At 67.9% G+C, this 13846-nt stretch carries 12 protein-coding genes; 4 read left to right on the forward strand and 8 right to left on the reverse strand.

The genetic code is table 11. From position 1 onward, the window contains the following. Positions 1-201: 201 nt before the first annotated feature. The 4 genes from K3A85_RS09710 to K3A85_RS09725 all read right to left on the reverse strand — a co-directional run bounded on the left by K3A85_RS09710 (position 202) and on the right by K3A85_RS09725 (position 5255). Complete coding sequence (locus tag K3A85_RS09710) at positions 202-1410, reverse strand: type III PLP-dependent enzyme (protein WP_225206311.1); 1209 nt, start codon at positions 1408-1410, stop codon at positions 202-204. Between the two features lie 175 nt (positions 1411-1585). After that, on the reverse strand, positions 1586-2806 hold the full coding sequence (locus tag K3A85_RS09715) for a serine hydrolase domain-containing protein (RefSeq protein WP_225206312.1): 1221 nt from the start codon (positions 2804-2806) through the stop codon (positions 1586-1588). A gap of 42 nt (positions 2807-2848) precedes the next feature. Then, positions 2849-4045: a carboxynorspermidine decarboxylase gene (locus K3A85_RS09720; RefSeq protein ID WP_225206313.1), complete on the reverse strand. Its 1197-nt coding sequence runs from the start codon at positions 4043-4045 to the stop codon at positions 2849-2851. Between the two features lie 4 nt (positions 4046-4049). Then, positions 4050-5255 (reverse strand): saccharopine dehydrogenase family protein, encoded by a 1206-nt coding sequence (locus K3A85_RS09725; protein WP_225206314.1) that lies wholly within the window; start codon positions 5253-5255, stop codon positions 4050-4052. A gap of 87 nt (positions 5256-5342) precedes the next feature. Between K3A85_RS09725 and K3A85_RS09730 the strand changes: the two genes are divergently transcribed. The 4 genes from K3A85_RS09730 (at position 5343) to K3A85_RS09745 (ending at position 8977) form a co-directional block, all read left to right on the forward strand. Then, on the forward strand, positions 5343-6341 hold the full coding sequence (locus tag K3A85_RS09730; protein ID WP_225206315.1) for a threonine ammonia-lyase: 999 nt from the start codon (positions 5343-5345) through the stop codon (positions 6339-6341). Positions 6342-6427: 86 nt separating this feature from the next. After that, positions 6428-7663 carry a DUF3419 family protein gene (locus K3A85_RS09735; protein WP_225206316.1) on the forward strand — a complete coding sequence of 412 codons (1236 nt, stop codon included), beginning with the start codon at positions 6428-6430 and terminating at the stop codon, positions 7661-7663. After that, positions 7663-8328: a class I SAM-dependent methyltransferase gene (locus K3A85_RS09740; RefSeq protein WP_225206317.1), complete on the forward strand. Its 666-nt coding sequence runs from the start codon at positions 7663-7665 to the stop codon at positions 8326-8328. Before K3A85_RS09735 ends, K3A85_RS09740 begins: the two co-directional genes overlap by 1 nt. A gap of 214 nt (positions 8329-8542) precedes the next feature. Continuing rightward, entirely contained in the window at positions 8543-8977 is a 435-nt protein-coding gene (locus tag K3A85_RS09745; protein WP_225206318.1) for an MAPEG family protein, read from the forward strand. Between the two features lie 46 nt (positions 8978-9023). On the opposite strand, the gene K3A85_RS09750 is transcribed toward K3A85_RS09745, so the two are convergent. From K3A85_RS09750 to ilvD, 4 genes are read right to left on the reverse strand one after another with little or no spacing between them, the layout of a single operon-like run. After that, positions 9024-10229 carry a class I SAM-dependent RNA methyltransferase gene (locus K3A85_RS09750; RefSeq protein WP_225206319.1) on the reverse strand — a complete coding sequence of 402 codons (1206 nt, stop codon included), beginning with the start codon at positions 10227-10229 and terminating at the stop codon, positions 9024-9026. Further along, positions 10226-11641 carry an NAD(P)H-hydrate dehydratase gene (locus K3A85_RS09755; protein ID WP_225206320.1) on the reverse strand — a complete coding sequence of 472 codons (1416 nt, stop codon included), beginning with the start codon at positions 11639-11641 and terminating at the stop codon, positions 10226-10228. Before K3A85_RS09755 ends, K3A85_RS09750 begins: the two co-directional genes overlap by 4 nt. Continuing rightward, entirely contained in the window at positions 11625-11996 is a 372-nt protein-coding gene (locus K3A85_RS09760) for a hypothetical protein (RefSeq protein WP_225206321.1), read from the reverse strand. The genes K3A85_RS09755 and K3A85_RS09760 overlap by 17 nt, the downstream gene beginning before the upstream one ends. Next, entirely contained in the window at positions 11983-13833 is a 1851-nt protein-coding gene (ilvD, locus tag K3A85_RS09765; RefSeq protein WP_225206322.1) for a dihydroxy-acid dehydratase, read from the reverse strand. Before ilvD ends, K3A85_RS09760 begins: the two co-directional genes overlap by 14 nt. Positions 13834-13846: the final 13 nt, after the last annotated feature.

The following is a 13846-nucleotide window of genomic DNA, read 5'->3' on the forward strand; positions in this document are numbered from 1 at the left end:
GCTTCGGCACCCGGCCTCCCCTTGTCTGCAGCCAGAGTGAAGGCGGGTGGCGGACAGGTGAAACCGATTTATAGCGATACTTTGATCGCCTGGATCGATCATTGAAGAAAAGCGATGGAATGTCAGGGAGTTGAAATCAAAAAGGCCCCGCCGTCTCCGGCAGGGCCTCTTCGAATTGCCTCTTGGTGCAGGCCTGTCGGCTCAGCGCAGCGAGACCACGTTGTCCGAAACGCGCGGATCGCGGCGGTCGCCCCGATACTGGCTCGCCATCGGTTCGTCCGACACGGTGTAGACCTGCGTGGCGTCGAAGCCGTTGAACGCAGTCTTCATCGCCGCGCCATAGGCCCCGAGCATGCCGATCTCGATGTAGTCGCCCGAGCCGATGTCCGACGGGAGTTCGAACGGACCGTCCATGTGGTCCATGTCGTCGCAGGTCGGCCCCCAGAACGAGAAGCCTTCGACGTCTTCCGAAGCACCGTCGCGCAGCAGGCGGACGGGGAAGCGCCAGCCCACGTGCGCCGCATCGAACAGCGCGCCGTAAGCGCCGTCGTTGATGTACAGCTCCTCGCCGCGACGCTTTTCGACGCGGACGATCATCGAGTTGTATTCAGCGCAGAGCGCACGGCCCGGTTCGCACCACAGCTCGGCCGAGTACGACACCGGCAGCGATTCATAGGTGCGGTCGATGACGCCGAAATAGTCCTCGAGCGGGGGCGGCTCCATGCCGGGGTAGATCGAGGGGAAGCCGCCGCCGACATCGATGATGTCGACGAGCACCGAGGCATCGACGATCGCGGCGCGGGCCTTTTCGAGCGCCTGGACGTAAGCATGCGGGCTCATCGCCTGGCTGCCGACGTGGAAGCAGATGCCCAGCGAGTCGGCGATCTGGCGGGTCGCCTGGAGCAGTTCGGCCGCGGTCGTAAGATCGCAACCGAACTTGCTGGCAAGGCTCAGCTCCGAATACTCCGACGAGACCCGGAGGCGCACGCAGAGCGTGAGGTCCTCGGGCTGGACGCCGTTGTTCGCTTCGGTCGTCGCCGCGGTGATCTTCTCCAGCTCCTCGAGCGAATCGAGGCTGAACACGCGAACGCCATGGACGCCATAGGCTTCCCGGATCGCGCTGGGCGTCTTCACCGGATGCATGAAGCACAGCGTGGCCTGCGGCAGCGTCGCGCGGACGAGCCGCACTTCGGCGATCGAGGCGACGTCGTAATGCGTCACGCCGGCGTCCCACAGGACCTTGAGCAGATCGGGCGACGGGTTCGCCTTGACCGCATAGAGCGAGCGGCCCGGGAAACTCTCGACAAAGAACTTCGCGGCCCGCGCCGCGGCGTGCGGGCGGTTGAGGATGGCGGGTTGGTCGGGCGCGAAGGTGCGCGCTACAGCCAGTGCGTCAGGATGAATGTGCAACTCAAGGGACCCCCAAACGGAACAGTTGAACGAAGCTGCCTTGCGGTTTGGAAGTCCCCATGGGGCAGCGAGAGGGCGCTAAATAGGACCCCCGCGCTGAACATCAAGTGAAAAAATGGGCGACTCAGATTTCCGTCACAAAACTGAAACGAAAATGGTTCGGCCCGCAGAAATCTTACACTTTCAAGGCGTGCGCGAGCGCCGCCCAGGCGGGTAGCGACCATGGATCATTCGCGCCGTTGGCCGCGGTCGGGTGCGAGGCGAATCGTGCCACCACCATCTGCGCCGCAGGGTCGATCCACAGGGTCTGACCATGGATGCCGCGGGCGCTGAACGCGCCGTTTTCATCGTGGCTGTGCCACCACTGGCTGCCATAGCTCCACCCGCCAAGCTGCGGATAGCGCACCGGATCGAACCGGGCCGGATCGCCGCCCTGCCGGATCGCGTCGATGGCGCCTGCCGGCAGGACCCCGGTGCGGATCGCCTCGCCGAACTTCGCCAGATCCTCGAGCCGCAGGTTGAGCCCCCCGCCCGCAAACGGCATGCCGATCTCGTCGACGATCAGGTCGGCATCGCCGAGCATCCCGCAAGGACGCCAGATCCGCTCCTCAAGCACTTGCGCGAAGGGCTTGTCCTCGATCCGCGCGATCATCCAGGCGAGCACTTCGGTATTGATCGTGCGGTAGGTGAAGCGCTCGCCGTGCGCGCTGCCGTCGCGCTGCACGGTGGCGAGAAAGCTGCACAGGTCGCGCGGGCCGGCATAGCCTTCGGGCCGTGGCGTCAGGCCGAGTGCAGCACTGTAGGCGCCGATGCCCGAGGAAGGATCGCCGTAGTCTTCCGAAAAATCGAGCGCCGTCGTCATGTCGAGCACGTGCGCGACCGTGGCGTCGGCGTAGCCGCTCGACCCGAGTTCCGGGAGGATCGAAGAGACCGGCGCCGCCGGATCGAGCCGCCCTTCCCTGATCAGCAGCCGCGTGATCGTGCCGACGAAGCTCTTGGTGACCGAAAAGGCGATGTGGCGCGTTTCCGGACCGGTGACGCCGAACCAGCGCTCGAACACGACCTCGCCCCGGTGGACCACCATGATCCCGTCGGTAAAGCCTTCGACGAGCGAATCCTCGAAGCGGATCGCTTCCTGGTGGTCCGTTGGCACGAAGCGCACGTCCGCGAGGTCTGGCAAGGGCCGGCGCGGCAAGGGCCGCCCCTCGCCCGACGCGGCAATGCGCACCGTCGGCAGGAACTGGCGCATGTTCGAATAGGACCAGCGGATCATCGGAAAGCGCATGTGATCGGCGCGGGCAGGCAGGATGCGCCTGTCGGGTGGCGGCGGGCTGCCCTGCATCCAGCCCATCGCCACCGGATCGCTGCTGCGCCCGTCGAGCACTTCGCGCGTCATCGCTCTCTCCTGTCCCTTATCGTTGTCGGACAAGAGGATGCCTCACGAAAGCCGGTCGCGGAAGTCCTGATAGGAGAAGCTGCGCACCCGTTCGAGCGCATCGGTCTCGCTGTCCCACAACCAGATCGAGGGCAGCGGCACGCCGTTAAACGTCGTCGTCTTGACCATCGAATAGTGCGCCTGGTCGAGGAACGCGAAGCGCGCGCCCGGCTCGCACGGCACCGGCAGGCGATAGTCCCCGATGACGTCACCGGCGAGGCACGACGGCCCGCCGAGGCGCACCGGGGGTTCTCCCTGCGAGTCCTCATACTCGTCGATCGGCAATTCGCCGAGCATCGCCGGGCGATAGGGCGCCTCGATCACATCGGGCATGTGGCAGGTCGCCGAGATGTCGGTGATCGCGAGCGGCATGCCGTTCCAGTGCGTGTCGAGCACCGTGCCGACGAGAATGCCCGCATCGAGCGCCACCGCCTCGCCCGGCTCCAGATAAATCTGGCAGCCGGTCTCTTCGCGCACGTTCTTGAGAAAGCGGATGAGGTCATCGCGCTGGTAATCGGCGCGCGTGACATGATGACCGCCGCCGAAGTTCAGCCACTCGAGCTGCGGGAAGAACCGCTCGATGCGGGGCTTCAAGGCTTCCCAAGTGCGCTGCAGCGGCTCGAAATCCTGTTCGCACAGCGTGTGGAAATGGAGGCCCGTCACGCCTTCGAGATGCGCATCCTCGAGCTGGTCGACCGGAAAGCCAAGGCGCGAATGCGGCGCGCAAGGATCGTAACGCGGCACTTCACCTTCGGCGTGCAGGGGATTGATCCTGAGGGCAATGTCGAACCGCTGGCCCTGCGCGCGCGCCGCCTCGATCTGCGGCCGGAAGCGCGCATGCTGCCCGGGCGAGTTGAAGATCACATGATCCGACAGCCGCAGGATCTCCGGCAGGTCCTCGGCCTTGTAGGCGGCACAATAGGTCGCGATCTCGCCCTTGTAGTGCTCGGCCGCCAGCAGCGCTTCCCACAGGCCCGACGTGCACACACCGTCGAGGTATTCCCCGACGACCGGCGCCACGCGCCACATACTGAACGCCTTGAGCGCGGCCAGCACCTTGATCCCCGCCGCATCACGGATATCGGCGAGGATCTTCAGGTTTTGCCTGAGCTTCTGGACGTCCACGACAAAGGCCGGGCTGTCCACCCGCGACAGGTCGAAATGCGCGAACGCGCCCGGATCGCCGGCCCTCGTTTCCATCCGATCAGAACTCCAGCGGCCCGGCCAGTTCCCTGCAGCTCCACGGCAGGCCATGCTTATTGAGCATGTCCATGTAGGGATCGGGATCGAACTGTTCCATGTTGAACACGCCCTCGCCCTTCCACACGCCCTGCACCATCAGCGCCGCGCCGATCATCGCCGGAACGCCCGTGGTGTAGCTCACCGCCTGGTTGCCGGTTTCGCGATAGGCGTCCTCGTGGTCGCAGATGTTGTAGACGTAGAAGGTCTTTTCCTCGCCGTCCTTGAGGCCGGTGGCGATGTCGCCGATGTTGGTCTTGCCCTTGGTCGTTGGCCCCAGCGAAGCGGGCTCGGGCAGCACCGCCTTGAGGAACTGCAGCGGCACGATCTCCTTGCCCTCGTAGATCACCGGGTCGATCCGCGTCATGCCGACGTTCTGCAGCACGGTCAGGTGGGTGATATACGCGTCGCCGAAGGTCATCCAGAAGCGGATGCGCTCGATCTCGGGCAGGTGATGCGCGAGGCTTTCCAGTTCCTCGTGGTACATCAGATACATGTTCTTCGGGCCGACCTGTTCGAAGTCGAACTGGTGGCGGATGGTCAGCGCCGGGGTCTCCACCCATTCGCCGTTCAGCCAGTGGCGCGCGGGCGCGGTCACTTCGCGGATGTTGATTTCCGGGTTGAAGTTGGTGGCGAAATGCTGGCCATGGTCGCCGCCGTTGCAATCGAGGATGTCGAGCGTGCGGATCGTGTCGAGCTTGTGCTTCTTCAACCAGGTTGCGAAGACGCTGGTCACGCCCGGATCGAAGCCCGACCCGAGCAGCGCCATCAGCCCCGCTTCCTTGAAGCGCTCCTGATAGGCCCACTGCCACTTGTACTCGAACTTCGCCTCGTCGATCGGCTCGTAGTTCGCGGTGTCCATGTAGTTGACGCCAGCGGCAAGGCAGGCGTCCATGATGTTGAGGTCCTGGTAGGGCAGCGCAAGATTGACCACCAGCACCGGCTTGACCTCGTTGATCAGCGCGGTCGTCGCGGCAACGTCGTCGGCGTCGATCTGGTAGGTCGCGATGTCGCGGCCGGTGCGCTCCTTGACCGAGGCGGCGATGGCGTCGCACTTGGCCTTGGTGCGGCTGGCGAGCGCGACATCGCTGAAGATGTCCGGGTTCATCGCCATCTTGTGAACGGCAACCGAGCCGACGCCGCCGGCGCCGATGACGAGGACCTTGGCCATGGGATACTCCTGGTCGATCATGAAATGGGGTCGCGCGTGTCCACATCGGGGCGCGACAGGCATGGCGAGCGCCTTTAGGCTAAAGGAATGACAAACCCAAGTCCTGTTGATCTGCCCGAGCCCGAGCGCGCACCGACCCGCGAGGGCGTACTGCGCGCCGCGGCGAAGATCGACGCGCTGCTGCCCGAAACGCCGCTGCTCCCGCTCGACCTGCCGGGCGGCGGCACGGTGCTGTGCAAGGTCGAAAGCCTGCAGCCGGTGGGCGCGTTCAAGATCCGCGGCGCCTGGCATCGCTTTTCCGACCTCGACGAGGCCGAACGCGCGCGCGGCGTCGTGGCCGTATCGAGCGGCAACCACGCGCAGGGCGTCGCCTGGGCCGCGCGCCGGCTCGGCACCGCTGCCACCATCGTGATGCCCTCGAACGCGCCCGAGGTGAAACTCGCCGCGACCCGCGCGATGGGCGCGGACATCGTCCTCTACGACCGTATGCGCGAATCGCGTGACGCCATCGCGCGCGCGCACTGCGCCGAACGCGGCGCGGTGCTGGTCCATGCCTATGGCGATCCCTGGGTGATCGAGGGCCAGGGCAGCGCCGGGATCGAGATCGCACGGCAGATGGAGCAACGCGCGCTCGGCGCGCCCTCGCGCATCGTCTGCCCCTGCGGCGGCGGCGGGCTTGCCAGCGGCCTCGCGCTCGCCTGTCCCGAAGCCGAGATCGTGCCGGTCGAGCCCGAAGGCTGGGATGACGTCACCCGCAGCCTGGCGAGCGGGCGGATCGAAGCCCTCGCCTCGTCCCCGCCTGCCACCGCCTGCGACGCGCTGCAGACGCCGTTCACGTTCCCGGTCAACTTCGCGGTGATGCAGGCGCACGGCATGCGCGGCGTGACCGTCAGTGAAGCCGAGGTGCGCGAGGCCCAGCGCCATGCCTTCAGCAAGCTGCGGCTGGTGATCGAACCGGGCGGCGCGGCAGCGCTGGCCGCGGTGCTGGCGGGCAAGACGCCGCACGACGAACGCACCGTCGTCGTCCTCTCGGGGGGCAACGTCGATCCCGCCGCCTTTGTTACGGTTCTGTCGAGTTTGGATTGAGCGCCCGGCACTTTGCAACAATACCGCAACGCCACGGTCCTACTCGCGCCGGACAAGCACCGAACGCAAGGACTTGAGCCGCGCTTATGCAGACCAGCAAGCCGCAATTCGCCGCAGAAACCCAGAAGAAGGTCAAGGGCGCCGTCGTCCGCAAGAGCGCAGGAGTCGGCAGCCGGCTGCTCGATCATGCTTTCGCCTTCGCCTTCCGCGGGCTCGTCTATGCGCAGATCTGGGAAGATCCCGAAGTCGACATGGAGGCGCTGCAGATCAAGCCGGACAGCCGGATGGTCGCGATCGCCAGCGGCGGCTGCAACGTGCTGTCCTATCTCGTCGCCGATCCGGCGCAGATCACCGCGGTCGATCTCAACACCGCGCACATCGCGCTCAACAAGCTCAAGCTCGCCTCGGCGCGGCACCTGCCCGACTACGCGCTGTTCCGCCGCTTCTTCGCCGAGGCCGACAGCAAGGCGAACATCGAGGCCTACCATGCCTTCGTCGCGCAACACCTCGACGAGCCGACCCGTCGTTACTGGGAAGGCCGCGACCTGACCGGCCGGCGCCGCATCGGCGGCTTCCGCAAGGGCATCTACAAGCGCGGGCTGCTCGGCAACTTCATCGGCATCGCCCACCTGCTTGCCAAGATCTACCGGATCGACCTGTCGAAGATCCTCGCCGCGCGCTCGGTCGAGGAACAGCGCGCGGTGTTCGAGACCGAGATGGCGCCGGTGTTCGACAAGAAGTTCGTGCGCTGGCTGACCGAGCAGCCCGCCTCGCTGTTCGGGCTCGGCATTCCGCCCGCCCAGTTCGATGCGCTCGCCGGCGACCAGCCCATGGCCAACGTGCTGCGCCGTCGCCTCGAAAAGCTCGCCTGCGACTTCGATGTGTCGGACAACTACTTCGCCTGGCAGGCTTTTTCGCGCGGCTATGGCCGTGCGCCCGATTGCCCGCTGCCGCCCTATCTCCAGGCCGCGAACTGGCAGACCGTGCGCAACCGGGTCGACCGGGTCGACGTGCGCCATGCCAACATGACCGAATGGCTCGCGGCGCAGGGCGATGCCTCGCTCGACCGCTACGTGCTGCTCGATGCGCAGGACTGGATGACCGACGAGCAGTTGGGCGACCTCTGGCGTCAGATCACCCGCACCGCGCGGCCCGGCGCGCGCGTGCTGTTCCGCACCGCCGCCGAGCCGAGCCTGCTGCCCGGCCGGGTCGATGACGCATTGCTGGCGCGCTGGACCTACCACGCCGAGGCGAGCCTCGACTACACGCGGCGCGACCGCTCCTCGATCTATGGCGGCGTCCACCTCTACGAGCTGGCGTGATGGCGAGCGCAGTCCGGTCCGCGTCGCCCGCACAGGGCGGGCATGGCGCGCTGATGGACGCCGTCTACCGGCGCCAGAAGCACATCTATGACGCCACGCGGAAGTATTACCTGTTCGGCCGCGACAGCCTGATCGGCGCGCTCGATGCGCCAGCCGGGACCAGCGTGCTCGAAGTCGGCTGCGGCACCGGGCGCAATCTCGCGCTGATCGGCAAGCGCTGGCCCGGCGCGCTGCTGCACGGGCTCGACATCTCGAGCGAGATGCTCTCGATCGCGGACGAGAAGCTGGGGCACAAGGCGGTGCTCGCGCTGGGTGACGCCACCGACTTCGATCCGGCGAGCCTGTTCGGCCGCTCCACCTTCGACCGCGTGGTCATTTCCTATGCCGTGTCGATGATTCCTGTCTGGCGCGAGGCGATTGCCCACGCGGCGACCCTGCTCGCCCCCGGCGGATCGCTCCATATCGTCGACTTCGGCGACCTCGGCGGGCTGCCCGGACCCTTGCGGGCCGCGCTGCGCGCCTGGCTGGCGAGCTTCCACGTCACGCCCCGCACCGACCTCGGCGCGGCGCTGACGGCGATCTGCGAAGATGGCCCGTTTTCGGCCACGACCACGCGCGGCGCGCTCGGCTACTTCCAGATCGGCGTGCTGACGCGCAACGCATAGGTTGCGTTTGACAATCTGTTGACCGCTGCGCAGTCTGCCCCCCGGGGAGCGGGGCCGATGAAGCACCGGGTTGCAACGGATCAGGAAGCGCGCGCACGGGCCGGCAATGCCGGGCCGGCGCTGTTCCGAACACGCGCGATCACGTCAGGCGCACCGCTCTGCGGGCAAGGGTCCCGCTGCCTCAGGCATTACGTGAACTAGGGGGAGAAAGACGATGATTGGCATGACGATCCTCAAGCCGGTGGTGGCGCTGGCGGCGTGGACCATGATCATGTGGCTGTGGATGTACGCAACGCGCATCCCGGCCATCGGCAAGCTGCCGAAGCCGACCGAGCCGGGCGCCGACCAGGGCTGGACCGGCGCGATGCTGGAAACCCTGATCCCGCGGGAAATCCAGTGGAAGGCCCACAATTACAACCACCTGCACGAAGCACCTACCGTATTTTATGCGGTGTGCATCGTGCTTGCCATGATCGGACAGGGCGACGGGCTCAACACCATGATCGCCTGGGCCTACGTCGCGCTGCGCGTGGTGCACTCGATCTGGCAATCGACCGTCAACAAGGTCGGCGTGCGCTTCGGACTGTTCGCGCTGTCGAGCCTCGCGCTGATGGCGCTCATCGTGCACGCCGCCATGGCGGTGTTCTGAATCGCCGCATGACGACACGGACCACCCGCCCGGGCCGCGGGTGGTCCTACTCTTCGCGCAGGAACAGGCTCGCCAGCTCGACGTGGGTCGACCAGCGGAACTGCCCGACCGCCCGCAGCGCCGCGAGCCGATAGCCGCCCGCAATCAGCGTCGCCGCATCCTTCGCCCAGCTCGCCGGATTGCAGCTGACGTAGCAGACGCGTCCCGCCTTGCTCGCGGCGATCTGCGCGACCTGCTCCTTTGCGCCCGCTCTCGGCGGATCGAGCACGACGGCGGCGAAGCGATCGAGTTCCTCGGTGCGCAGCGGATTGCGGAACAGGTCGCGGTGGAGCGCGTGGACCTGCCGTCCGTTGGCGCGCGCCGCCGCCTGGCAGGCGAGATGCGCGTCGCGCGCGGCTTCCACCGCGAGCACTTTCGTGCCGCCCTCGGCGAGCGCGAAGGCGAAGGTGCCGAGGCCGGAGAACAGGTCGGCGATCGTCGCGCTTCCCGCCAACCATTCGCGCGCGGCGCCGGTCAGCGCCGCCTCGCCGTCGCGCGTCGCCTGGAGGAAGGCGCCGGGCGGCAGGCCGACGGGCGTCTCGCCAAGCGTGACCGTCACCGGATCGGGTTCCCAGGTCGCTTCGGGGCCGAAGCCGTTGTCGAGCGTCAGGCGGGCGAGCCCGTGGTCGCGCGCGAAGTCGAGCAGCGCTTCGGTGCGCGCGAGGTTGTCGGCGACGAGGCCATGGAGCCCGAGCGCAACCCCTTGATCGGCCAGCGTCATTTCGACTTCGACGACGAGCTTGCGCTCGTTCCAGCCTTCGAGCAGCCGCCGGATCGGGGCGACCAGGGCGAAGAGTTCGGGGGCAAGCACGTGGCATTCGCGCATGTCGACGATGCGATGGCTGCCCTGTTCGCGAAAGCCGATGACCACGCGCTTGCCGATCGCCTGCGCATGGAGCGTGGTGCGGCGACGCGCGGCGGGCGGCGAGAGGTGCGCAGGCTCGGCGGGCGGCGGGGCGATCCCCTGCCCCAGCGCCGCGCCCTCGACGCGGCCGAACACGTATTCCTCGAGCGCGCGTTCGGACAGGTGCTGCAACTGGCATCCGCCGCAGGCCGGGAAATGACGACAGGGCGGATCGACATGGTCGGCCCCCCGGGTCAGGCTGCCATCGGCCTCGAGCACATCGCCGGGCGCGGCGAGCGGCACATAGCGGCCGTCGGCGGTCTGCCCCTCGCCCTTGGCGGCGATGCGGATGACGCGGCTGCCGGTCATGCCAGCGCTCCTGCCAGCGCCCGCGATGCGGCCTGCGCCAGTTCACCCGACGTGAACGCCGGCCCGCACAGCCGCGCCGCCTCGCCGTGGAGCCACAGCCCTTCGCGCGCCGCAAGCGCCGCGTCGCCATGCGTCGCGAGGCGACTGGCGACGAGCCCTGCGAGCACGTCGCCGGTCCCCGCCGCCGAAAGCCAGCTCGAGGCGCGCGGGGCGAGCGTGGCGGCGCCATCGGGATCGGCGATCACGCTGTCCGGCCCCTTTAGCAGGACCGTGGCGCCACAAGCTGCCGCAAGCGCCTTGGCGCGGGTCAGGCGCGAACCTTCAGGCGTGAGCGCATGGGCGCGTTCGAGCGCGGCCATTTCGCCTTCGTGAGGGGTGAGTATCGTCGGTGCTTTCAGGGGCAAGTCGGGGCCGAGCAGCATCAGCGCGTCGGCATCGAGGACGGTCGGAACGCAGCGCGCGATCACGGCAGCAAAACGGGCGCGCGCGGCATGGTCGCGGCCGAGGCCGGGGCCGATTAGCAAGGCGGAGAGGCGGTCGTCGCCGAGAAGCGCGTCGATCGCGCCGGTCTGCACGACGAGTTCCGGCGGCGCAGCGACCACTGGCCCGCCGGTCTCGAGCAGCTTGACGTAGCCTGCCCCCGCCCTGAGCGCCGCAGTGGCCGCAAGCAGCGGCGCGCCGGGCATGGCCCCCGCCACGATGCCGAGCAATCCGCGCCGGTACTTGTGCGCGTCGGGCGCAGGCGGGCGGAGGCGCGGGCGCTGCAACAGGCGCGGCGCTTCAGGGCGCAACGTCACGCCGATATCGACCAGCTTGAGCGCGCCCATCGTCGCGCTGGCCGGCATCGCCCAGTGCGCGTGCTTCCATGCGCCGAGCGCAATGGTCAGGTCATTGCGCGGCAAGCCCTCGTTGAGCGGTGTTCCGGTGTCGCTTTCGACTCCGCTCGGCAGATCGACCGCGACGGTCAGGGCGTGCGCCGCAGCGAGCTGCCGCAGCAGCACCAGCAGCTCATCGGGAAGCGCGCGGGTCAGCCCGCTGCCGAACAGGCAGTCGACGAAAACGTCACCCGGAACAACAGCTTGGCCGTCCGTTACGTGACCCTTGAAAAGGTTGCGGGCGTTGCGCGCGGCGGGCGTTGCGGGGGCGCGCGGGGCGACGACGGTGACGGCATTGCCATGCTCCATCAGGTGCCGCGCGATGACGTAGCCGTCGCCGCCGTTGTTGCCGGGGCCACACAGCACGGTCACCGCGCGCCCGCCAGCGACGCGCCGGACGATCTCGCCCGCGCCGCGTCCGGCGGTCTCCATCAGCGCCTCGACCGTGGTTCCGCCGGCAATCAGGTCGTCTTCGGCGGCGCGCATCTGCGCCACGGTGAGGACTTGCGAGAGTGTTACGTCACGGTGTTGCGGCATCGGAGGGACCGGTATCGCCTTTCAGGCTCGCGGGAAAGCGATAGCGGTCCTGTCCGACCGACACCTCGAGCACGCCGTCCGCCACCCAGTGCGCCAGCGACTCCTCGACGCCATCGGCCGCGATCACGCCGCGTCCGTCTGCCACCTTCTCGAAGCGGCGGAACATCCCGTCGGGCGCGGCCACGACCAGCATGGTGCGGCCGTTCTGCATGACTTCCTCGACCGTGCAGTCGGGCTTGAAGCCGGCCGCCCCGGCGAGCGCGCAGTCGATGTGTCGCAAGGGCGGTCCCGCCTCGCCCCCGCGCCCGCAGGCGGCGAGCGCGAGCAGCGGAAGCAGCGCCTCAGCCTTTCGCATCGAGCTGCGAGATGTCGCGAATGGCGCCGCGCGCGGCGCTGGTGGTCATCGCGGCATAGGCCTTGAGCGCGGTCGAGACCTTGCGCGGGCGCTCCTTGGCGGGCTTCCACCCCTTCGCGTCCTGCGCGGCGCGGCGGCGGGCGAGTTCGTCGTCCGAGACCTGCAGCGTGATCGTGCGCGCCGGAATGTCGATGGCGATGACATCGCCGTTCTCGACCAGGCCGATCGTGCCGCCTTCCGCCGCTTCGGGCGAGACGTGGCCGATCGAGAGGCCCGAGGTGCCGCCAGAGAAGCGGCCGTCGGTGAGCAGCGCGCAGGCCGCGCCCAGGCCCTTCGATTTCAGGTAGCTCGTGGGATAGAGCATTTCCTGCATACCGGGGCCGCCCTTGGGGCCTTCGTAGCGGATCACCACGACATCGCCCGCGACGACCTGCCCGGTGAGGATCGCGGTGACGGCGGCGTCCTGGCTTTCGTAGACCTTGGCCGGGCCGGTGAACTTGAGAATCTTCTCGTCGACCCCGGCGGTCTTCACGATGCAGCCGTCGAGCGCGATGTTGCCGGTCAGCACGGCGAGCCCGCCGTCCTGCGAGAAAGCGTTCTCCGCCGAGCGGATCACGCCCTTCTCGCGGTCGAGATCGAGCTCCTTCCAGCGGCGGTCCTGGCTGAAGGCGACTTGCGTCGGCACGCCACCGGGCGCGGCGCGGAAGAATTCCTGCACCGAAGGCGCATTGGTGCGCGCGATGTCCCACTGGGCGAGCGCATCGCCCATCGTGCGGCTGTGCACCGTGGGGAGGTCGGTGTGGAGCAGACCGGCCCGGTCGAGCTCGCCCAGGATCGCCATGATCCCGCCGGCGCGGTGGACATCCTCCATGTGGACGTCGGCCTTGGCCGGGGCGACCTTCGACAGGCACGGAACCTTGCGGCTCAGCCGGTCGATGTCGGCCATGGTGAAGTCGACGCCGGCTTCGTGCGCGGCGGCAAGCAGGTGGAGCACCGTGTTGGTCGACCCGCCCATCGCGATGTCGAGGCTCATCGCGTTCTCGAACGCCTTGAAGCTGGCGATCGCGCGCGGCAGCACGCTTTCGTCGTCCTGCTCGTAGTAGCGCTTGCACAAGTCGACCGCGAGGCGGCCGGCTTCGAGGAACAGGCGCTTGCGGTCGGCGTGGGTGGCCAGCGTCGAGCCGTTGCCCGGCAGCGACAGGCCCAGCGCTTCGGTGAGGCAGTTCATCGAATTGGCGGTGAACATGCCCGAGCACGAACCGCAGGTCGGGCAGGCCGAGCGCTCGATCGTCTGTACTTCCTCGTCGCTGTAGGCCTCGTCGGCGGCGGCGACCATCGCGTCGACCAGGTCGAGCGCGACTTCCTTGCCGCGCAGCACGACCTTGCCCGCTTCCATCGGCCCGCCCGAGACGAACACCACCGGGATGTTGATCCGCATCGCCGCCATCAGCATGCCGGGCGTGATCTTGTCGCAGTTCGAGATGCAGACCATCGCGTCGGCGCAGTGCGCGTTGACCATGTATTCGACGCTGTCGGCGATCAGGTCGCGGCTCGGCAGCGAATAGAGCATGCCGTCGTGGCCCATGGCGATGCCGTCGTCGACCGCGATGGTGTTGAATTCCTTGGCGACGCCTCCCGCCGCCTCGATCTCGCGCGCGACCATCTGGCCGAGGTCCTTCAAGTGGACATGGCCGGGGACGAACTGGGTGAACGAGTTCACGACCGCGATGATCGGCTTGCCAAAGTCGCTGTCCTTCATGCCGGTGGCGCGCCACAGGCCGCGCGCGCCTGCCATGTTTCGGCCATGGGTGGTGGTGCGGGAACGATAGGCGGGCATGCGGAGGACTCCG

Origin of the sequence: Novosphingobium huizhouense (genome assembly GCF_020179475.1) — a bacterium.
In the GTDB taxonomy this organism is placed as follows: Bacteria; Pseudomonadota; Alphaproteobacteria; order Sphingomonadales; family Sphingomonadaceae; genus Novosphingobium; species Novosphingobium huizhouense.

What these genes read in the sequence shown, in the direction of transcription:
- K3A85_RS09725 (WP_225206314.1), bottom strand. Translation starts at nt 5,255, where the DNA reads ATGGCCAAGGTCCTCGTCATCGGCGCCGGCGGCGTCGGCTCGGTTGCC.
- K3A85_RS09720 (WP_225206313.1), bottom strand. Translation starts at nt 4,045, where the DNA reads ATGGAAACGAGGGCCGGCGATCCGGGCGCGTTCGCGCATTTCGACCTG.
- K3A85_RS09755 (WP_225206320.1), bottom strand. Translation starts at nt 11,641, where the DNA reads ATGCCGCAACACCGTGACGTAACACTCTCGCAAGTCCTCACCGTGGCG.
- K3A85_RS09740 (WP_225206317.1), top strand. Translation starts at nt 7,663, where the DNA reads ATGGCGAGCGCAGTCCGGTCCGCGTCGCCCGCACAGGGCGGGCATGGC.
- K3A85_RS09745 (WP_225206318.1), top strand. Translation starts at nt 8,543, where the DNA reads ATGATTGGCATGACGATCCTCAAGCCGGTGGTGGCGCTGGCGGCGTGG.
- K3A85_RS09735 (WP_225206316.1), top strand. Translation starts at nt 6,428, where the DNA reads ATGCAGACCAGCAAGCCGCAATTCGCCGCAGAAACCCAGAAGAAGGTC.
- K3A85_RS09715 (WP_225206312.1), bottom strand. Translation starts at nt 2,806, where the DNA reads ATGACGCGCGAAGTGCTCGACGGGCGCAGCAGCGATCCGGTGGCGATG.
- K3A85_RS09750 (WP_225206319.1), bottom strand. Translation starts at nt 10,229, where the DNA reads ATGACCGGCAGCCGCGTCATCCGCATCGCCGCCAAGGGCGAGGGGCAG.
- ilvD (WP_225206322.1), bottom strand. Translation starts at nt 13,833, where the DNA reads ATGCCCGCCTATCGTTCCCGCACCACCACCCATGGCCGAAACATGGCA.
- K3A85_RS09730 (WP_225206315.1), top strand. Translation starts at nt 5,343, where the DNA reads ATGACAAACCCAAGTCCTGTTGATCTGCCCGAGCCCGAGCGCGCACCG.
- K3A85_RS09760 (WP_225206321.1), bottom strand. Translation starts at nt 11,996, where the DNA reads ATGCGAAAGGCTGAGGCGCTGCTTCCGCTGCTCGCGCTCGCCGCCTGC.